This is a genomic window from Amycolatopsis sp. NPDC043889, assembly GCF_056435645.1.
Genome location: NZ_JBWKEC010000010.1, coordinates 39,128 through 58,567, shown reverse-complemented (window position 1 = coordinate 58,567; position 19,440 = coordinate 39,128). Strand labels below are relative to the sequence as shown.

18 protein-coding genes are annotated in these 19,440 nt (G+C 67.6%); 1 reads left to right on the top strand and 17 read right to left on the bottom strand.

Features of this window, described 5'->3' with window-relative positions; all coding sequences use genetic code 11:
• Positions 1-308: 308 nt before the first annotated feature.
• The 14 genes from AC0685_RS20355 to AC0685_RS20290 form a co-directional block, all read right to left on the bottom strand.
• Complete coding sequence (locus AC0685_RS20355) at positions 309-3,446, bottom strand: BTAD domain-containing putative transcriptional regulator (protein ID WP_478226970.1); 3,138 nt, start codon at positions 3,444-3,446, stop codon at positions 309-311.
• Positions 3,443-3,856 (bottom strand): pilus assembly protein TadG-related protein, encoded by a 414-nt coding sequence (locus AC0685_RS20350; RefSeq protein ID WP_478226969.1) that lies wholly within the window; start codon positions 3,854-3,856, stop codon positions 3,443-3,445. Before AC0685_RS20350 ends, AC0685_RS20355 begins: the two co-directional genes overlap by 4 nt.
• The gene (locus AC0685_RS20345; RefSeq protein WP_478226968.1) at positions 3,853-4,302 is read right to left on the bottom strand and encodes a TadE family protein; all 450 of its coding nucleotides are present in this window, start codon (positions 4,300-4,302) and stop codon (positions 3,853-3,855) included. The genes AC0685_RS20350 and AC0685_RS20345 overlap by 4 nt, the downstream gene beginning before the upstream one ends.
• Positions 4,299-4,694 (bottom strand): TadE/TadG family type IV pilus assembly protein, encoded by a 396-nt coding sequence (locus AC0685_RS20340; protein ID WP_478226967.1) that lies wholly within the window; start codon positions 4,692-4,694, stop codon positions 4,299-4,301. Before AC0685_RS20340 ends, AC0685_RS20345 begins: the two co-directional genes overlap by 4 nt.
• A gap of 74 nt (positions 4,695-4,768) precedes the next feature.
• Positions 4,769-5,191 carry a hypothetical protein gene (locus AC0685_RS20335; protein ID WP_478226966.1) on the bottom strand — a complete coding sequence of 141 codons (423 nt, stop codon included), beginning with the start codon at positions 5,189-5,191 and terminating at the stop codon, positions 4,769-4,771.
• 42 nt (positions 5,192-5,233) lie between these two features.
• On the bottom strand, positions 5,234-5,488 hold the full coding sequence (locus AC0685_RS20330; protein WP_478226965.1) for a hypothetical protein: 255 nt from the start codon (positions 5,486-5,488) through the stop codon (positions 5,234-5,236).
• A 62-nt stretch (positions 5,489-5,550) separates the two neighbouring features.
• Positions 5,551-6,486: a hypothetical protein gene (locus tag AC0685_RS20325; RefSeq protein WP_478226964.1), complete on the bottom strand. Its 936-nt coding sequence runs from the start codon at positions 6,484-6,486 to the stop codon at positions 5,551-5,553.
• A gap of 70 nt (positions 6,487-6,556) precedes the next feature.
• Complete coding sequence (locus AC0685_RS20320; protein ID WP_478226963.1) at positions 6,557-7,462, bottom strand: type II secretion system F family protein; 906 nt, start codon at positions 7,460-7,462, stop codon at positions 6,557-6,559.
• Entirely contained in the window at positions 7,459-8,385 is a 927-nt protein-coding gene (locus tag AC0685_RS20315; RefSeq protein WP_478226962.1) for a type II secretion system F family protein, read from the bottom strand. Before AC0685_RS20315 ends, AC0685_RS20320 begins: the two co-directional genes overlap by 4 nt.
• Positions 8,382-9,770, bottom strand: a complete 1,389-nt coding sequence (locus AC0685_RS20310) for a CpaF family protein (protein ID WP_478226961.1) — start codon at positions 9,768-9,770, stop codon at positions 8,382-8,384. Before AC0685_RS20310 ends, AC0685_RS20315 begins: the two co-directional genes overlap by 4 nt.
• A 131-nt stretch (positions 9,771-9,901) precedes the next feature.
• The gene (locus AC0685_RS20305) at positions 9,902-10,735 is read right to left on the bottom strand and encodes a CpaE/TadZ family protein (protein WP_478227116.1); all 834 of its coding nucleotides are present in this window, start codon (positions 10,733-10,735) and stop codon (positions 9,902-9,904) included.
• A gap of 33 nt (positions 10,736-10,768) precedes the next feature.
• Positions 10,769-11,467, bottom strand: coding sequence for an SAF domain-containing protein (locus tag AC0685_RS20300; protein WP_478226960.1), 699 nt, complete (start codon positions 11,465-11,467; stop codon positions 10,769-10,771).
• Between the two features lie 78 nt (positions 11,468-11,545).
• A complete protein-coding gene (locus AC0685_RS20295) occupies positions 11,546-11,977 on the bottom strand; it encodes a hypothetical protein (protein WP_478226959.1) in 432 nt (143 codons plus the stop codon).
• A gap of 1,156 nt (positions 11,978-13,133) precedes the next feature.
• A complete protein-coding gene (locus AC0685_RS20290; RefSeq protein ID WP_478226958.1) occupies positions 13,134-13,763 on the bottom strand; it encodes an A24 family peptidase in 630 nt (209 codons plus the stop codon).
• 307 nt (positions 13,764-14,070) lie between these two features.
• Here AC0685_RS20290 and AC0685_RS20285 point away from each other — a divergent pair, with 307 nt between their 5' ends.
• Positions 14,071-14,472, top strand: a complete 402-nt coding sequence (locus tag AC0685_RS20285) for a winged helix-turn-helix transcriptional regulator (protein ID WP_478226957.1) — start codon at positions 14,071-14,073, stop codon at positions 14,470-14,472.
• Here AC0685_RS20285 and AC0685_RS20280 read toward each other — a convergent pair whose 3' ends face one another.
• The 3 genes from AC0685_RS20280 to AC0685_RS20270 all read right to left on the bottom strand — a co-directional run bounded on the left by AC0685_RS20280 (position 14,473) and on the right by AC0685_RS20270 (position 18,513).
• The gene (locus tag AC0685_RS20280; RefSeq protein WP_478226956.1) at positions 14,473-17,139 is read right to left on the bottom strand and encodes an MFS transporter; all 2,667 of its coding nucleotides are present in this window, start codon (positions 17,137-17,139) and stop codon (positions 14,473-14,475) included.
• 164 nt (positions 17,140-17,303) lie between these two features.
• The gene (locus AC0685_RS20275) at positions 17,304-18,173 is read right to left on the bottom strand and encodes a sigma-70 family RNA polymerase sigma factor (RefSeq protein WP_478226955.1); all 870 of its coding nucleotides are present in this window, start codon (positions 18,171-18,173) and stop codon (positions 17,304-17,306) included.
• Positions 18,174-18,216: 43 nt separating this feature from the next.
• On the bottom strand, positions 18,217-18,513 hold the full coding sequence (locus AC0685_RS20270; protein ID WP_478226954.1) for a hypothetical protein: 297 nt from the start codon (positions 18,511-18,513) through the stop codon (positions 18,217-18,219).
• Between the last annotated feature and the right edge of the window lie 927 nt (positions 18,514-19,440).

Below are 19,440 nucleotides of genomic sequence, written 5' to 3'. Positions count from 1 at the left end.
GGTGGAGAGGAAGGTGGAGAGGAAGGTGGAGAGGAAGGTGGACGGGCGAGAGGTCTACGGGCTCGTCTCCGGCTCTGTGCCGGTTGTACATCCGGCAGAGTACTGGCCTCGGGCCGTGCTTCGGATCGCCTCCGCGGCTGCCACCGCCGCTTCCCGGAATCATATTAACAAGTTCATGTCACGGCGTTCGAAGTATCCGCGAGGAATCAGCTCAGTATAACGAGGCTGGCTCGTGTTGGACAGCCTCCGGCAACTGGTGGCTCGCAATGAAAATCGCGGCGATTTCCTGCGTGAGGCGCTGGGTTCGTTTAGCTGGCTTGCCGGTTGGATATGTGATTTCTCGGCTGTTGTAGGGCGTCCGCGAGGCTGAGAGTGCTGTGGGCGGGGCCTTGGTCGAGGTCGGCCAGCGATGTGGTGAGCAGGTGCAGGGTGCGCGGGATGCTGTCGTGCTGGCCGAGTCGCGCTTGGTGGCGCATGAGGTCGCGGTAGATCGCCTCGTTGTAGGGGTCAAGGTGGCGGGCTTGTTCCAGCAGGGCGAGTGCCTGTTCGGGGTTGTCGGTTCTGATCTTGCGGATCAGGGTGCTGAGCGCGTCGAGGACGTCGCGCCGGAGTGCTTCGCGGAGTCCGTCGATCCAGTCCGCGGTGATGCCTTCGGCGAGGTCTCCGCGGTATAGCTCGGTGACGCGGTTCGCCGCCGCGACGGCCTCTGTTGCCGAGGCATGGCGGCTGGCGGTAATGGCGTCCTGGAGCGGCCAGAGGTCGGCGGTCAGGATCGTCTGATCGAGTCGGTAGTGGCTGTCCTGGTTGACGATGAGGTCGAGGGTGTCGTCGTTGTTTGCCCGGCGAAGGCTGCGGCGTAGCTGGGACAGGGTCGCGTGGAAGCTGTTGTAGGGACGTTCGCCGGGAGCGTCCGGCCAGAGGGCGGCGCTGAGGGTTTCGCGTCGGCACCCGTCACGGTGTAGCGCCAGGTAGACCAGGATCTCGCGTTGCCGCGGAGCGAGAACGTCGATGAGGTCACGGGGTTCGGGGGTCGCTCTGGTCAGGTGCAGTCGGCCGAGCACCTGCAGGTGCAGCGGCGGGGCCGGGGCTGGATCTGTGGCCGGGCGCGGCGCGGTCGTTGGGTTGTCGTCGCGCCGGGCGGCCGAGGGGCGCGGGTGGTTGCTGACCTCCGGCGGGGATGGCTCGGGCGTTTCTGATTCAGCTGGTCCGGACGGTCCGGTTGTCGGGTTCTCGCCGCGGTTGTCGCTGGCGGTCTCCGTCGGTGGGGTCACGGCTGCGGCGTCGGGTGCCGTAGCGAACTCGTACTCGAAGACGAGTGGCTCGGCACTCGCCCTCGTGCTCTCAGCCCGGCTTTGCCGCTGTGTGCCCGGTTCCACGGCGCTGCAGGCGACGGTGCAGTCTCGGATCGGGCCGTCGCTGCCGGGCTCGGCCGCATGCAAGAGTGCGAGCAGGTCACGAGCATCGGCGTCCAGCAATGTGAAAAGTCGGGCGCCGGCCAAGTCTTCGCTCAGGGTGGGGCTGGTCGCTTCGACGGTGCCGTCGTCGCGAACGCGCACAGTGCCGCCGGGGCGCCAGGGGCCGAGGAACACGCCAGCCAGACCAAGGTGCGCGCCGTTGTCGAGGACGGCGTGCGCGCGCCGGTTCGTGTCCGCGGTGGGCGTGGCCACCACCACGGCAGGTCCAGTGTCTCCGCCCTGAAACGCTGTGTTCGCTGGTGGGTCGTCGCGCGTGAGGTCGCTAGTGTCGGTGCGGGCGACCAGCTCGGCCTCCAACGTCGCCAGCGCTGCGGGCAGATCATCGACGATGAGCAGCCGGTCCGGGACGGGATCGGCCAGGTCGTGTCCGAAGAGTGCGCGGGCATCGTCGGCGGGCATCACGATCATGGCGTCGAGGCCGTCGCTGGTGGCCTGCGCGAGCAGGGTCATGATCAAGGCTCGTGCGGCGGCATGGGCACCGGGACCGGTGAGTCCTAGTCCCCGCGTGCTGGCGAGGTCGAGTGCGATGGCGTGCCCGTCGCGTACGCCGAGCGCGGTGTTCTGGGGTGCCGGGAGCACAGCACGGACCGTGGCTCGGGCTCGGTCGCGGATGTGGATGTCGGCCAGTCGTGCGTGGCCGGGTGCTGCGGGTGCAGCGGTCGGGTTGTCGTCGCCAGCGGGCGTGCTCGTGGCGGTGTCGTGAGCGATGCGCAGTGCGCGGACGACTGGAAGGCCGGCAGGGTCAGCCTCGTCGCGTACGCCAGGGTGGTACCAGCGGCGGCGCCGAAGTCGGACGGTGATCATCGCGAGGGTGATCAGGGCAGCCAGTCCGAGGCCGACGAACGCACCGGTCGGCAGGGCGATACCGGTTCCGGGCTGTGCCTCGGGCAGGTCCGGCGGTTCTCCTCGAGGTGCGTCCGGCGAGGCGGGCTCCTCGGCGGAGGTAGCCGGGCTCTCTGGGGCGGGCGCGGGCGTCGGGCTGTTCGGTGGCGTCGCGGGCTGCTCTGGTGGCGGCGCCACTTGGGCGGGCAGGACGAGGTGCCAGCCGGGCAGGATCTGGTCGGGGTGGCGCAGCGCGCGGCCGTCGGGTTGGGTGCGGCCGGCGTTGAGGTCAAAGATCGCGGGCCAGGCATCTGGGTCGCCGAGTTCGCGTTCCGCAATCGCGGAGAGCGTGTCGGTGGGCTCGACGGTGACGGTGCGCCCGCTCGCTGTGATGATGCCCGCAGGACGGTGCAAGGCGATGGCGTCCGGCGGGAATAACAGCGTCCACCCCGGTTCCAGGTCTCCGGGGCTGTCGGCGAGCAGGGCGGGGTTGAGCCGCACGATCTCGTGGTAGCGGGTGCCACGGCCGAGGTGACGTTCGGCCAAGTCCCACAAGGTGTCGCCGTGTACCACCGTGTAGGGCACAGCGTCGTCTGTTCGCGCCGCCGCGAGAACCGGCGTGGTCGCGGCGCCGACGGTCCCCGCAGGCTGATCGGTCGCGGAGCCCCGTGCTGCCGCAACAGAGTGTTCGTGTGGCCATGGCGGCGCGGTGGCCGCAGCGGGTGTTGCCGAGGCTGTCGATGCCCCTGCGGTACCGGTGGAGGTGGCCACGAGAACGGCGGCCACAAGTCCGGCGATCCATCGGCCACGCGGTACTCGGCGCAGCAGACCGCGGGCGGTACGGACGCCGTGTCCGGTCTGGCGGATCACTTCGACGATCACGGACAGGGTGAGTGCCAGCCAGCCTGCCCATGCCACGGCGACGACCAGCCAGATCATGAGGTCACCGGTGATCCATGCCCAGCGCAGCGTGGCCCAGATCTGTTCGGGCCAGCGGTCGATCGGTACCGGGTCAGGCCAGCGGTCTGGAATCAGGCGGGCGGGATCAGCACCGAGGACGAAAAGTCCATTCGGGATGCCGGCGACGAAGGCGAGCAGCGCCAGCGCGGCGAGCACGCCGCGAACGCGCTGTGCCGTCGGGGAGGTCATGGGAAGCCGCCGTCGCGGGTGCCGACGCCGAGTTCGGCCAGCGCGGTTCCGGTGGCCTGGACGCTACGGCCGAGCAGTCCGATGGGCGCGGGCTCGGTGACGGTGACCGTCACGCGGACCGTGCGGGTTCCGCTGACGGTGACCTGGCCGGGGTGCCCGGCGCGGACAAGATAGTCGGCCGCGGTGCGGGCGGCTGTGCCGGTGTCGACGCCGACGTGCGGGCTGCGGGTGTCCACGGCGGTGTTCGCCGCGCGGGCGGCTTCGGCGGCCAGGGCGTCAGCGCGGGCGATGGTCCGCAGGCAGGCGGAGCCATCGACGACCAGGGCGAGCACGAACAGGAGCGCGGGCACCAGGATCGCGATCATCACGGTGACCGACCCGGCATCACGTGGCCGTGCCGGAGCGGTCATGGGGATCCTCGGTACGGATCAGTGGGGCTGGTGAAGGAACTGGTGATCGTGCGGGTCCCGCCAGGAAGAGGCAGCGCGAGATCGTGGAGCGCGACGCGGCATGTCACGCTGGCCCGCACCATGCCGGCGCGGCCGACGGCGATCTGGCTCGCGTCGACCGACACGCTGGTTTCCTGGCAGGTAACGCCTTCACGGCCGAGACGGTCGCGAGCCACAGCCGTTCCAGCTTGCTGTGCCGCGTGAGGGCTGCGGGCGATCGACGCGGCGCGTGCAGCCGCCGTAGCGGCGTTGTCGACTGCTTGCTGGGCGGAGCTGACACGAGCGCCGGCGATGATCAGCAGTCCGACGATGATGACGGCGGGCACCAGCACCGCGGCTTCGACGCTGACGGAACCCCTGTCTGTCCACAGTCGACCGATGCGATGCGCGCGTACCTGGCTGGTCACGAGCCACCCCCGGCAAGCGGCGTGGTGAAGCGCTCCTTGGCCGCCTGGGCGGTCACTTCGACCTCGATATCGAGGCCGGGGATCGGCAGCAGCCGGACGGTCTTACCGGAGACCGCGACCTGGACGATGTCAGCGGACACCGTGGCGCGGATCCCGGGTGTGGCGAGGACGCCGCGGCCGGCGCGTTCGGCGAACGACCGTGCGGCCGCGGCCGCGGTGGACTGGGTAGCGCCGACTGGACGTCCGGCGTCCACACCAGCCTGGGCTGCCTGAGCGGCCACGGAGTGCGCGTGCCACCATAACCCGCCTTGCACGGCCGCGAGAATCAGCAGCAGCACCAACGGGAACAGGACGGCCAGGCCGACAGACTCAGCTCCCCTGTCGTCGTACATCCGCGTTCGCCAGAATTCGCGACAGTGTGTCCACACTGGCCGCTCGCCTGCTCGCCGTGGAAGTGCTGGCGTGATCACGACGCCACCGCCGGTGTGGGCATGATGGCGTCGCGCGCGAGCGAAACATCTCGTGCTGTGGCGGGTTTTGGTTTCGCTGGCGAGTTGGGCGCATCCGGTTTCCGGGTTTGGACGGTCTTCGTGTGGCTCGTTCCGGCGTGTTTCTTCCGCTTGGTACGGCTGGGCTTGGTGTTGTCCAGCCAGCGGACAAGGTCGGAGGCGGGTATGTCGGTAAACACTGCCAGCTCTTCGATCTCAATGACGTCACCGGACTCTGACAGCACTTCACCCAGCTCTCGTTCGAGATCGCCGAGTTCCTCGGCGAGCTCGGCGTGACGCTCTGCCAAGTCGCCGACGCGTCGCGCCGCGGCAGACCTCCTCTCGCTCCGGGCAGCGTCGGCTGCTTCGACACGTCGTTCGATCTCCTCGGCGGTAGGCATGGTGGACTCCTTTGTTCTTCAGGGCTTCCGGTTGCGGAAGGTTCACTTGATCTGGCCCTGATAGGTCTGGACGGCGGCGCGGATCGCGAAGCCAAGCCCGATCGCCACAGCAAGGCCAATCGCAACGAGGACCGCTTTCTCCACGGACTCCGATCCGCGGTCTCGCGACGCGCGGGCTCGCGTGCACTGCTCTTCTGTAGCGATCACGAGAGCGAGCACCCACTTGGTCAGGATCAGTCCGAGCCGGGCGCCACGTCGCCGGACAGTGGTCACATAGCGGTTCACGATGTTGTGCATAGATATCGAACTCCCTCCCGACGATGCGGGTGTCTTGCAAAGCTTCTCTGTCTGGCAGGTGCTCATGGCCCTCTCCTGGCAGTCGGTGAGGTTGAGGATTCGTGTGATGGAAAGAGAGCGAGGTCGGTCCATCGGGACTGCGGCTGCTCCCACGGGAACGACCCAGCACGGGTGATATCCCGTGCTGCGGTTACGTGAGCGAACACGCTTAGCGGCAACACTTCGGAAGCTCGCGATAACCTGGCGAGGTGGTCCTGTCCTGGAACGGAGGCTAGCGTGTGGCCAGCCCGGGCAGCGAGGTCGTGTCGCCGCATTTTCTGTTCCCACGCGCGGCAGAGCACGACGCAACCACGCACATGCCGAGCTACCCCTCGCAGGCCGGCGTCGACGTCGTCGACCGCTCGTCGCGTGGCGGCGACCAGGTCGTCGCCCATGTCGAACTCGGAGTCGACTTCCCGAGCAAGAGCACGGGTCTCGCGGCTGCGGTCAAGGCAGTACAAGGCACGCCACACCACTGTGTGGACCTCACTCGGCAGAGCGGGGTCGAGCCAGGCGCGTGCCGGGCTGCGGTACAGCTCCTTTAGCCCCGTTAGCAATTCTGCTACCAGTTCACGAGAGCCGGTATCCAGGTCGTCGAAATCGTGGCACTGAAAGAACTCCCCTTTCCGGAGCCGAGGCCGTGGCGCTCCTTCGCGCTCGAACGGGTTCTCTCCAGCTGGGCGGCTAAGGACGCGCAATACACCCAGCACCAGGATCAAGGTCACCAGGCCGATGCCGAGTTTCTCACCGAATCCGTGGCCTGCGCTGAATATCTGCACGGCCAGACCAGCGGCGAAGAGTCCTTTGAGGATGGTCATGGGGCGGACGAGCCCGAGAGCTTGCCTGCGCCGCCACTGCCGCGGGGTAATCGAAGGATTGAGCAGCACGGTGTCGTAGCCGTCAGGGAGGACGCAGTCGAGCACCGGTGGCACCGTCGCAGGCGAATCGTGGTGGCGCATCAGTTTCTCCTTAACAAGAAACAGTTTTGTTCCCTGAGCGGGAAAGTTCGCGATGTCGGTGGCGTACCGGCTAGCCACCGCCTGCGGCCAGCCGGATCATGGCGGGGTACATGACCAGGAGCAGGAACGCGACCAGGAGCAGTGCGACGGGGAGTGCGAGGCGTTGGGATCGGGCGTTGGCGTCGGTTTTGTCGGTGGCCAGCGCGGCGGCGCGCAGGGAGCTCGATTTGGCGATCAGGGTGGTGTAGATGGCGGCGCCGTCGGCTGCGGTGGCGAGGATGTCGGCCAGGTCGCTGAGTTCGACGACTCCCATACGTTTCCCAAGCCGGGACAGGGCTTCCCACGGGGTGTGTCCGGCTCGTGTCGCGCGGCCGAGGGTGCGGCTGATCCGGGCGAATACCCACGAGTCCCCAACGGCGGCGGCCTCGCCCAGTGCCTGGCTGGGGGCGCGGCCGGTGGCGCGTTCCTGCGCGACGAGGTCGAGATAGGCGGCGGTGGCGCGACGGAATTCCTCCCGCGCCCGGGTGGCGTCCTCCTGCACGGCCAGGGCCGGCACCGCCGATCCGGCCGCCGCGCCGGCAATCACGGCCAGCACCACCACCGCGGCGGAAAGGTCGATGCCGCCGAACCAGCCAAGCCCGGCCACCGCGAACACAGTTCCGGCAGCTGCAGCACCCCAGGTCAGGCGGCGGGCCAGGTAGCGGTCGGCGGTCTGATCGAGGACGTCGAGGTCTGCGGCGGGAATGCCCCACCAGCGGTTCGACGAACGTCCGGAGACCCCGGCCAGGCGTTCGATCCGGGTCGACCAGCGGCTGCGTGGCGTTGCTCCGTCAGCACGGCGAGCGGCACGGTCGTCCAGCTCGGCGACCGCGGCGGCCACGTTGACCGGAGCCGGGCGCACCAGGGCCAGGAGCACGCAGACCAGAGCCAGCCCGCCCAGTGCGCCCAGCAGCGCAGCGGTGATCCCGGGATTCATCGTGGCACCTCCGCATCGAGGCGAGCGGCAGCGATCGGGCTGCGTCTCGGCTTCGGTGTCCCGGGCGGAATCCTCGAAGTCGCACCGAGCAACCGCGCCGGACGGCGAGTTCGGGTGAGCAGGTGCATCCACCACCCGGAAGCACCCAGCAGACCACCAATCCCGGCCATCACCAGCTGGCCGAGCAGGTCGTTGAACGGGGTGAGGAACTCGTGCGCGAAGACCACGAGGCCGGTGAGCAGGAGCGCGGTGATTCCGAGGATGGCGCGGACATCGGTACGGGGTTTAGCGCGGTCGGCTTCGATGTCGCGGCGGGCGACGACCTCGCGTTCCAGGGCGGTGGCCTTGCTGTCGAGAATGTCGACCAGTCCGCGTCCGCCCGCGCGGGCGCGCAGGATAAGGGCGAGCACGACTTCGTCGGCGGCTTCGTCGCCCACGTCCTCGGCGAAGGCACGGAGCGCGGCCTCAAGGCCACGGGTCCGCAGCCGTACCGCGAGGGTTTCGATCTCGCTGGCCAGGGCTTCGGGGGCGGTGCGGGCGGAGGTGGCGATCGCTTGCTCCAGTCCGCCGGCGCCGGAGGCAAGCACATCGGCGAGACGCCGGACCCAGCTCGCGAGGGCGTCCAGCCTCGCGATCACGCGGCGGGCGTCGTGTCCGCGGATCAGGATCGGCACCGTCAGCACCGCAGCGACGGTCAGAAGGATGGCGACCGGCCAGCCGGTGCCCCACCACACAACACCACCCGCGACGACCGCGACGACGACCCGCCGCCTCGGTATCCGCGCCGCGAACGTCCTCCAGCCCGCGCTGCGCGCCGTGGCCGGTGGCGTCGACCGCGCAGCGGGTGGGCGGAAAGCCGCGACGGCGCAGGCGATCGCCGCCACCGCGGCGACGCCGAGCACGCCGGCCCATACGCCCGTCATCGCCCGCCCCCGCCTGGCAGACCGTTGGCACGCCAGGTGTCTGCACCGGCGGTGTCGAACAGGTGGCGGTCGAACCCGTGCCTTGCCAAGCGTTCCAGCAGCTCACGAGTGGGTGCGTAGGCCGGGACGGCGCGGCCGTCGGCTGGGCGTGGGGCGAAGATTCTGGTGGTGTCCGGGCGGCCGGAATCGCCGACTGGGCCGACCTCGATGATCTCGGTGACGAACCGCTGCCTGCGCCGCCCGCTGGGTGTGTCGTGGTCGGCGCGGGCGACGTGCACAACGAGGTCGATCGCCGAGGCGGTCCACTGGTGAGCGGCGTCGATCGCCAACGGCGGATGAGCGAGCTGTCCGAGCGCGCCGATCCGGTCGAACACCGCGGAGGCGCTCGTGGCGTGCAGGGTGCACATACCGCCTGTGGCGCCGTTCCCGAGAGCGCGCAGCATCGCGGTGACTTCCCCTGCCCGGACCTCCCCGACGATCACCCTGCTCGGCGAGTGCCGCAGCGTCTGCTTCAGCAGGTCGTCCAAGGAGATCTCCCCGATGCCCTCCGAGTTCGCCGGGCGGGCCTCCAAGGGGGTGACCAAAGGCCGGGCGCCGATGTGCAGACCGAGCTCGTACTCCTCCTCGACCGTGACGACGTGCTCGTAGTCCGGGATCTCCGTGCACAACGCGCGCAGCAACGTCGTCTTGCCCGCGGCCGGGCCACCGGACACGATCACGTTGCAGCCCGCCCGCACGGCCGAGCGCAGGAAGGACGCGAGCAGCGGATCGAGCGTGCCGTTGGCCACGAGATCGTCCAGGCCGACATCGACCAGGCGGTGGCGGCGGATCGCCACTCGCGGCCGGTCGGAAACCTCCATCACCGCGGCCACCCTCGCCCCCAAGGGGCCACCGGCGCCGATCCGAAGGTTTCCCAACGGGCGGCCGGCGTTGAACTCCCGGGAGGTCTGGCCCTGGCGGGCGAACATCGCCGCCAGCATCTCCACCAGATCGGCATCGGTGTCGGCCACCGGGTGCGGCCACTGCTCGACCGAGCCGTCCGCCAGCTCCAACAGGACCCGGTCACAACCGTGCACATGAATGTTCTCGACATCGTCACGCTCCAACAGTTCCTCCAGTGCGCCCAGCCCGGATAGCGCCGCGACGACCGCTCGGTTCAACCGGCGTTCCTCGGCCACCGGCAGCGGCGCGTGTCCGGCGGTTGCGCGGCGTTGCACCCAGCCGGCGACCTCGTCGGCCACGTAGGCACGCATCCGCGCCTGCTGCTCCTCGCTCGTCAGCGGTGTGTCCACATGGGACTCGCCCGCGGCGATGCGCTCCAGCCGGGCAGCGACCGCTTCCCGGATCTCCCTGACAGCCTCGGGGTCGAGCCGCCCTGTCTGCACACTGTCCAGCTGCGGTGTCCGCGGTATCGCTGTTGCGGGTCCCGCCGAGGTGCTGCGCGGTGGCGGCAACGTCACTGGATATGGCGACACTGCCGGATCATGTGGTAAGCGGAACCCGTTGCGTGGCAACGTCATCGTGTTCCTCCGGAAAGTAGGCGGGACGGTGCGGCCGCGGCCGGAATGCGCGGCTCGCTTGGCGCGTAGCTGTGGTACGTGCTGTGGAGATGGCGTGCGACGCGGCGTGCGGTGCGCTGCAGCGGTGACCGGTGCGGAGGCGTTCCTCCGTCGATGCCGTCGGAGAACACCGCCGCCGTCCGCGGGGCCATCGGGACTTCCACCGCGGCTTCCCGTCCCAGCGCCACGCGGACTTCGCGGGTGCCTGCGGGCGTTGTCGCGCAGACGGCCAGGCCCAGCCGTTGAGGCAGAATCCTCTCGGCGAGCTCGGCCAGGACGGGGCGCGCGGCCAAAACATGCCTCTGCGTCGGGCGCACCGCCACCAACACGAGATCCGAAGCGAGCAGCACCGGCCACGGTGTCGCCGAGCTGAAGCGGCCAAGGTCGACCAGCGCGTCGGCCGGATGCCCGGCCGCGGTCCTGAACGCGGCCAGAGCGACGGTCAGACGGGTCCATCCGGCCGTGCCGATCGCGGTGTGCTGGCCCGGTGTACTCAGCCCGGCCAGCAGGCCGACATGCCGCGCCGACGGCACCGCCTGGACGTGCTCAATCAGCGACGCCGGATCCCCGGCCGTCGCGTGCCGGGTCGCGATGAAATGCGACAACACACCGACGTCAGTACGGAGAAACCCGTTCACCACCCAATGCCCCAACCAGCCCAGCGCCAGGTCACCCCCCGCCGGGTCGCAGTCGGCCAACAGCACCGGCACGGGCCAGGCCGCAGCCAACGCGGCCAGCGTCGTCGTCCCGCCCGGCGCCCCCTTGCCCGACACGATCGCGATCATCGCCATCTCACTCACCACTCCTTCGGAAGCCGATCTTTTTCACGCGCCCGGCCCGAGCTGGACCACGACGACCTGCTCAGCGGAGGCGCTGGTCGCGGCGTGCGCGGCATCAGCACCGACGACGACATCGACCGTGACCGCTCCGGCGGAATCCGGCGGGCCGACGCCGAGCACCCGCGCACGAAACGGACCGGACGTGTTCGCCGGAGCCTGCCCAACGTCCGGCCCGCTACTGGCCGCGATCGGGGTGACCTGCACCAGATCCCCAGCCGACAAACCACGGGCGGGCAGGTGGCCAGGCGAAACGGAAAGCCCCACCAGCCGCTCCCCAGGTCCCGGAATCGGCTGCCCGGACAGCTGCCCAGGCACCAGCACCGTCCCGGCGGGCAGAATCGACCGCGCGACCTGCCCGACGACGCTGGCTTTGTCACCGACCGGGATGAAGGCCAGCGGCTGGTCCGGGACGGCCTTGGCCACATCGAGATCGCCCTCTACGATCGTCTGCCCCCAACCCACCTCACGGGTGAGCACGAGGACATCGACCCGGTCGTCCTGCCCCGCGATCAAGGCGTAGTTGCCGAACGCGACGACCGCGGCCAGCACCACCGCGACCCCCAACAGCCACCAGCGCCGTCGCCGTGGCACCCGCGGCGGCTCGTCGTCCTCGGGCTGGCCGACGAACGCCGAATCACGGCCGTGCGCTTTCGGCGGAAGCGAAAAAGACAAAGCGGTACCCATAGCAGCATTCCTTCAATACCAAGAATTGCGTTCCGCTAACTCAGAACACAATTAAGTACGGTTTCCCAGAGCACGTTTCTAGTTCGCGCGCAAGGCCTGAACCTCGGCGACAGCGAACGTCGCCCTCGCCCGGGACTGCATCAGCGGGAAGTCACCGCCCACCGAACCAGTCCCGTCCGAGCCGATCCAGCTCACCGACCACTGAATCGCCCACTCCGCGGTGGTCTGATCATTCGGCTGCCCGACCGAGCTGCGGGTGTACACGAAACCGCAATCAGGGCTGGCGGCGTGCAGCCCGCGGGACCGGTCATACGGTGTTCCCGGCCCCGAGCAGGACATCGACCCGCCGTACCCCGAGTTGAAGGTCATCCCCGTTGGCGTCGCGGTCACCTCGGCCCACACCGGACCGGCCTGTACCCGCTCGACCGCCGGTTTCCACACGCTGCGATCGGTCCAGATCCAGGTGTTCTCCCCCACGATCGTGGCGGTCCTGCCATCGGGCAACCGCACATCCGGCGAATGCCGAGGAACGGGCAACGGTAACTGCAGCTGCTCGAATGCGCGCGCAGCAAGATCCGCCGGAGTCGGCAAGGGCGGAGCCGCCGGTCCACCTGACGCCGCGAGTTCGTCGACCGGCAGCGAGGGGACGCAGCGGATGCCGAACGCACTGCCACCCGGCCGACCAACGCCAGGTGCACCACCCACACCGAAACCACCGAGCGAACAGCCCGCAGGAAGCCCGTCCGACGACTCCGGTGATCCGCTCAAACCAGCCGCCTGCCGACCCTGACTGCTCGGCTTCCTCCCCGGTCCGCCTGGCCGCACAGGTGCCTGACCTCCTAGGTCTAACGCCCGCATGTCAACACGTGGCGGAGCGTACTGACCGAACTGATCCGTGTTGTTAGGGACGACAATGACTTGGCCGTCGTCCTGCGGACTGGGCTGACTAAGGGCAGCCTCTGCCGACGCTGCCGCATGTCCAACCGTGCCACCGACAACAGCGACAACCCCTGCCGCATAGGCAACTGCGTTCCGAATTCTCATCAGCACGGCCCGCCTGGGTAGTCAAGCTGTGACACTTTCCAACGCCCGTCCGCCATATCGCGAACCATCTGGGCGTGGATGGGGATACGAGGGGAACCGACGGTCTTGCGGTCACCGGTAGTCGCGTCGGCTTGCCCCGAGCGAGATCCGTCCTGGCAGTCCTGCACCGTAGCCCGATCGCCGCGAACATCAACGCTGTTGATTCGCGTGGTGACATCCCCATACGGCTTAACCCCAACCAGCTTGTTTCGGCGCATGGCTTCTAGGGTCGTAGATAGTTGCGGGTCTACCGCGAGCGCAGCCATTGCATCCCGCCACGTGTCCTCCGGAGAATTCGGCACGGCCAGCGACCGCGGCCAAAATTGGGTATAGGCCGCTTCGACAGCCTGCCGCTGATCCTGACCGGATGACGTCAGCGTCGAGGGCGCCTGTGTTGGAGCCGACAACGTGGGCGCGGTCGACGATGTCGGCTCGCCGTCGCCGCCACACCCTGCGGAGACCAGGACGACCATGCCGCTCGAGACGAGGGTTAGCCAACAACGCGGGCCGAGGTTGCTCACAGATTCCTCCCCTAGTGCTTCCGACGCCGTGCCAGACCTCGCCAGCACGGTCACAAGACTGTCTATGCCATGAGGACACTCACCAGCGCTCCGCCGAGCAGTGACGGTCCAGCAGCGAAGTTGGAATTCACGCTCTTGGACGACACCGCGACCACGAGAGCAACCGCTGCGGTAAGCCCGCTGGCGATCAGCAGGCCCCGCAGTAGGCCGTCCCAACCGAACCAACCGAGGAACAGCGCGAGCGCACCGTACAGCGCCGTATCGCCTCCGCCGGTGTGGTCCGGCGCGAAGACCTGGACTAGAGACGCAAGAGCGAACGCGACCACGGCGGACGCGCAGGCGAAACCGAATCTCGACCAAGCTCCGTCCATGAGCGCGATGCCGAGGAACGCCACGGCACAGCCGCCTGCCAGCGCCGTCACCATCGGAAACGGGAGTCGTCGGCACCGGAGATCCGTGAGCGCCAGGCCGCATCCCAGCGCGCAGACCCAGCACCAGACCAGCCAGTTCGGCGTCGTGCCCAGACGAAGCCAGCCGATCCAGCTGCCCGCCGCCGTAGCGACCGACATCGTGGCCGCGACCGCGAACCGTGTACGGGGCCTGGTCACCAGAACCGTGCTCGTCGAGCGCTCCGCAGCGGCAAGCAACGCCGGCCCTGCTGCGAAGCTCCCGACTCCGATTACGTACTCCACGATCGGCACTGTTGGCACTCCCCGGCGAGGTGCGCAAGCACGAGCGAATCGTCATGGCCTCGCCCTCCTTGTCGGTGATGGTGACCGGCTTGGCCCGGCGCGCTCGCCGGCTGCGGGCCGAGCCGGTCACCTACCTCCGTCCCCGGAGCGGAACGTCCGGGCCAGTCCGTTCTAGCTGGTCAGCCCCGACTATCTGCAAGGTAAGTACGTACTGAGCCTTGGCTCAGTACGTTGATCTTCACTCGAACAGTGGACATCGGACCGCATATTTGCACCGGCGCAAGTTCTCTCGTGGTAGGTAGGGGCCGTGACCAATGACTGGGACGTCCCGTACCGCCAAAGCCTGCACGAGGCACTGGCCGTGCTCTCCGGTCAATGGACGGTGGCGGTCTTGGCCACGCTCGCGCTGGGCGAGAGGCGCTACAAGGATCTGATGGCGGAGGTGAACGGCGTCGAGGAGCGCGTCGGATGGGTGTCGCACCCGAAGCCGGTCACGGACAAAGTGCTGACCGACACTCTTCAACGGGCTCGGGACAACGGGCTTGTCGTTCGCCGTGCCGAGGGAAGCCAGATCGGGGGCAGTGTCTGGTACCGGCTCACTCCCAGCGGCAAGGAGCTTCTGCGCGCCCTGCGGCCGTTGGCGACATGGGCACAGCAGAACCGCGACAGCCTGGCGAAAGACGCCTCCCCCAGCACGGACAGGACTTGATCAAGCAGTCGACGTCATCATGCGAACCTGGTTTCGCCCACCGTCCTTCGCGGCGAACAAGGCCAGATCGGCAGCCAGGAGCACATCCTCGAGACTCTTCCCGGTATCCGGGTATAAGGCGGCTCCGATCGACGCACTGAGTGGGTGCTGGTCGCCCGCGGCGTGATCGTGGATCCCGTCGACGCGCAAACCGAAGATGGCCTCGCACGTCCGGTCGGCAATGGCTCTGAGCTCGTCCTGAGTTACGTCGGGAAGAATCACGACGAACTCTTCGCCACCGAACCGACCGCTGCAGTCTTCCCCGCCGACGCTCTGGAGAACCTGGCCGACGGCGCGAAGTGCTCGATCTCCGGCTTGATGACCGAAGGCGTTGTTGATCCGGCGGAAGTGATCCAGGTCGATCATCAGGACACCGACCCTCGTGCCGTTGCGTTCAGCTCGCGCGAACTCAGCTTCAGCGAGGGCGTGCCAGGCGGTCGAGTTCAACAGGCCGGTCTTCGAGTCGATGGTGGCCGCGTGCTCGAATTGTCGGATCAGCACCGACCGGTGCAGCGCGTACAGCGGCACGAAGATCAGCACCACGAGCGTGGGGTGCATGCTGAGCAAGAGAGCGGTCACGACGCCCATGCACAACGTCGCGAGTTCGAGCGCGTTCTCGCTAAACGGTCCGAGGAGCCTCGTAGCCGTCCTGTCGGGACGCACGATCGCGATGGTGATCGCGGCGATCAGCGAGTTGACGGCGAAGTACACGACGACGACCGCGGCGCACGCCAGCGCGTCCGAGCCGTCGAACTCGTGCGTCATGGGCACCAATTGCATCTGCTTGGCGAGCCACCCAGCCACCTGGCAGGACAGGATCACGTTGGCCGCGTTGAAGGCGAACCTCGAGACGAAGGTCCCGGCCACGCCGCGCGAACAACGGAGCCAGAGGTGGACATAGAGAACGACGGCGAGGACGGCGGCGAGAGACGGGGAGAGGATAAGAGCACCAGCGAGCGTCCATACCGACGAGAAATTGACGTGCGGTGTGTCCGCGAAGCGCCGGCGACGCCGTTCGACGCTGCGCGCCAACTCGGCCGCGATCACCCCGAAGGCCATGACGAACAGACAGACGCGGACGTCCGCCCACGCGGGCGGATCAAGAGCCGCGCTGACGCCGACGGCCGCGATCGCGGCCATTTCGATGAACAAGATGAATCCACGCGCATACAGAGAGTGAGACCAAACAGACCAGCCTACGCGTCCGTTCGGGCTATCGCCATGCGCGCTCTGTGACTTCCCCGGCATACTGACCGCACTTCCGTTCCCTTCGGAGGAGGGGCCGGTCTCCGAAGTCGCCGCTTCCTGGCCGGTCGTGCCTCCTCCTTCAGCCGGACGTCCCGGGAGGAGGCCACGATGCGTAACAAGGAAGTCTGATGGTCTTCGCGCTGCCCTATCGGCCTGCGCAGGCTCGTCCTCGGTGACTCTGCCTCGTCGAGGGCGAGCCATCTTCCAGGCCGCTCCGATGGTCACGACCAAGGCCGTGGCCAGCAAGCCGGCCGCAGCGACGGTATAGGTCGGGCCGATGAGTTCGGCGACGACACCGCCGCTCAAGATCGCCACGCCTTGCCCGGCGTAGACGGTGGTGCTGAACCGTCCCATGACACTGCCACGCCGAGAATCAGGCACGAGGGAAACGATCATGGGCTGAAGGCGGATCAAATAGATCGTCGAGAAGACGCCGGATGCCGCCCACAACACGATCGACCACACGATTCCCGGGGCGAACGCGCAAGCAATGAGTGGCACTCCGGCGAGCGCGGCCGGCACTACGACGGCCCGTTGAGTCGGCGTGGTCGAGGTGCTGGTCTTGGCTGCCCACCAGGCCCCGATGACGCTGCCAACAGGATCCGCCGCCATCAAGAGACCGATCGCGACCGCTCCGAGTCCGAGAGCTTCCGCATATGGAGCTGCCAGGCCTTCGGGCACCACGAAGAGCCCGATCAACGCCCCCAAGATGAACGGCGCCGCCAATCTGAAATCGACCCCTCGGGGCTGCGCACCGCCATCAGCCTCGGCCGACGTGCGTTCCTTCGCGGCTCTGCCGGGTCTCACGCCTACTGCGATGATCATTGCGCTGAGTACGAAAGTGAAGGCATCGAAGACGAGGGCGCCGGACGGGCCGAGCACGCCGACCAAAATCCCGCCGAAGCCGAAGCCCACAACCTGAGCGATCTGGACCGTCATTTGGCGAAGGGCGAGGCCAGGTTGATACCGCTCACCTCCCAGCACGTCCGGCAAGAGCGCCAGCTGGGCCGCTTTGAACGGCGCCGAGGCCATGGTCAGCAGACCGACCAACGCCCAAAGCAGCCAGAGCGGCATACCGGGGACGGCCATCGCCGCGGCCAGTCCCGCACGCACCAGGTCGGTCAGCACGAGAACACGTTTGCGCGGGAATCTGTCGGCCAATCCGGACAAGAGAAATCCGCCGAGAACGGCAGGAACGAAGGTGAGCGCATAAGTCAGCGCTGTGAGCACAGCCGACGATGTCCGGTCGAAGACCAGAACCGCCAGAGCCACCCTCGCAAGCTGATCACCGAGGATCGAAACACCTTCGGCCGACCACAGCGCACGAAACTCGCCGACTCTCAATGAGTCGACAAAGCCCGCCCCTCCCACACGCCGCACTTGGTCCCTCCAACCGCGCGGTTGTGCCTATCCAGTCGCCTTAACGGCGTCACACGTCTGGACCAGCCACGGTATGCCCGGAGAGTCGCCATCTGGATACCATCGGCGAACTTTCACCCGATCGCAGGCACCCTGTCACCCATCGTGAGCGCGAGGTTGATCGGCTACAAAGGACCGGCGCCAGTTCGTCTGCCGATGCGGAAGGCACGATTGATTTCGGCCAGTTCCGCCGATAGCAAACGGCACGATTCGCAAGCACTGAGGTGCTCCTCAACCTGGCTGGCCTCGCGCTTCAGCAAGCCGTCCCGGGTCCAAGCCCCGAGGCGTTTGACCGTGGGAGCGCATCGTTTCGCGTTGTCGACAGCCAAATGGGCCTGAAGATAACCTTGACGAAGGCCTTCTCGTGCTCGGTAAGCCAAAGCCGAGACACCACTGGCTGTGAGCCCTAGTTCGGGCGCGATATCCGCGGGCGCCCTACCTTCGATTTCGGTGCGCCAGAGGACGTCTTGCCACCGCGCAGGCAACCGCGCGAACGCCCTGGCCGCAAAGCCTCGCTCCAGGCCGGCTATCGCCGTATCGCTGAAGGGCACGCTAACCAGCACAGGATCGACAGTCGCCGTGATGTCCTCCGACAGCTCGACTTTCCGATCTCTACGCGTCTTCTTATAGGCGGTGTAACGCAGCGCCGTGAGCAGGTACGAGCGAAAAGCGGTGCTAGGGCCTCGGCCAGAACGAATTATCTTGAGAACCTTGCTGAACGCCTCGGCCACCAAATCGTCAGCCTCGAAGCTCGAACGAGCAAGCTGCCGGGCCAGGTTCTGAGCCGACGCGACATGCCGCTCGTAGAGTTCGCCATACGCCGTAATGTCTCCGTTCCGGACCGCGAAAATCAGCCGGGAGTCGCTTCTCTCCGGAACTTCGCCGATCGACGCCCGAGCCCCTGAACTGCTACCGCGCGTACAGCAAACACGCCTACGCCAGCCGCCCTTCTCGCCAGAACGATCAATAAGTTGAACCACGTCTGCGTACCCCAATTCCGTTCTGTGTCAACAAAAGCGCGTTTCTGCCTGCCTGCTATCAGGGCGGCGAATCGCCAGGTTCAGCAAGCTCGTGTCGTCCCGGCCCGGACGAGTCGAGCAAGGAGACAGCGAAGGCCGGGAAGAGAGCAGCCATGGCGCGCACGCAGCACAGCGGGCACAAGGTGTCCGGGACCGGTGGCCGCTGTTCCCAGATCTCTTCGATCGGAAGTCCGCATAGCCCGAAGCACTCGTCGTTCGGCCAGACGACGTGGACACGACCGGCATAACGGTCCGCGGTCCCGCCCTGCTGGTTGGTACCCCAGAAAAGTAATGGCTGCACCTGCGTCTGCTGCATGGTTCACCGAACCCACGCGGTTCGACGGACATATTGGTGACACCCAGCCGCCTGAGCCCACGAAATCAGCGAAGGCATCACCGTTGATCTTTCCTTCCATGGCGCCGCTTTCGTGCGCGAAAGAGCGGCAGAAGTTGGAACCGGTGGCCCGATCCGGGTCGGGGGCCACATCGGGCCACCGGAGTTGCAAAGCGCCCGCGGTGCCGCGGGAGCAGGTCTGTCACCGAGCGACGGACGTCGCCATCGCTCTTGTGGTGGCGATTACCGCGGACTGAGGTGGGAAGTCACCTCGCGCCGTCGGCTTGCACTCCCAGCGCCAGAGATCGAGCCGTTCGTCGTCCGGAGATGGCAGGACGACGTGGTCTCCCAAGGGAGCGACGGACGCACCGAACCGGAGCAAATCGGCGAAGACAGTCTCGTTCGGCTTATGGCCGGGCCCGGTGATGAACGTCCACCGCTCGGTATGGGGCCGCTCGATCACAGGTCCTGCAAGCATTCGAACGCGCAGACCTGCGAGCACTCGGCGACCAAGGTCGCGGGGCATGCTGACTGCGCCGAACAACCCTCCCATGGGAAGGAGGATCCGCCGCGCGAAGGGATCAACGGCAGCAGGCAGGCAATACTCGTTGCGATAGAAGGCGCACCGCTCTTCCGGAGTTGAGCCCGAACGTGTAGCTGGGCCGCCAGGCGTCGAAGTTGTCACCGCAAGCCACCTCCTTCTGCACAGGGGCGGTCAGAGAGCGCGGGTCGCTCGTTGCTGACGGATTGCCGTGGGCTGCGCGGCCGGGCGACGAGGTGCTCGAAACCCCGGGAGGCGAGGGTCGAGTCCGACGTCGTCAGCGGTGCCTCGGGGGCTGGGCGCGATGGCAAATGACGACAGCGCTGAATCCGGCGCTTCTCAGCCACGTACCACCAGCCGACACCGAC

Coding starts and splice junctions, on each gene's coding strand:
- AC0685_RS20355 (WP_478226970.1), bottom strand. CDS start 3,446: ATGACCTCCCCGACGGCACAGCGCGTTCGCGGCGTGCTCGCCGCGCTG.
- AC0685_RS20350 (WP_478226969.1), bottom strand. CDS start 3,856: ATGACCGCTCCGGCACGGCCACGTGATGCCGGGTCGGTCACCGTGATG.
- AC0685_RS20340 (WP_478226967.1), bottom strand. CDS start 4,694: ATGTACGACGACAGGGGAGCTGAGTCTGTCGGCCTGGCCGTCCTGTTC.
- AC0685_RS20335 (WP_478226966.1), bottom strand. CDS start 5,191: ATGCCTACCGCCGAGGAGATCGAACGACGTGTCGAAGCAGCCGACGCT.
- AC0685_RS20330 (WP_478226965.1), bottom strand. CDS start 5,488: ATGCACAACATCGTGAACCGCTATGTGACCACTGTCCGGCGACGTGGC.
- AC0685_RS20325 (WP_478226964.1), bottom strand. CDS start 6,486: ATGCGCCACCACGATTCGCCTGCGACGGTGCCACCGGTGCTCGACTGC.
- AC0685_RS20320 (WP_478226963.1), bottom strand. CDS start 7,462: ATGAATCCCGGGATCACCGCTGCGCTGCTGGGCGCACTGGGCGGGCTG.
- AC0685_RS20315 (WP_478226962.1), bottom strand. CDS start 8,385: ATGACGGGCGTATGGGCCGGCGTGCTCGGCGTCGCCGCGGTGGCGGCG.
- AC0685_RS20305 (WP_478227116.1), bottom strand. CDS start 10,735: ATGGCGATGATCGCGATCGTGTCGGGCAAGGGGGCGCCGGGCGGGACG.
- AC0685_RS20300 (WP_478226960.1), bottom strand. CDS start 11,467: ATGGGTACCGCTTTGTCTTTTTCGCTTCCGCCGAAAGCGCACGGCCGT.
- AC0685_RS20270 (WP_478226954.1), bottom strand. CDS start 18,513: ATGCAGCAGACGCAGGTGCAGCCATTACTTTTCTGGGGTACCAACCAG.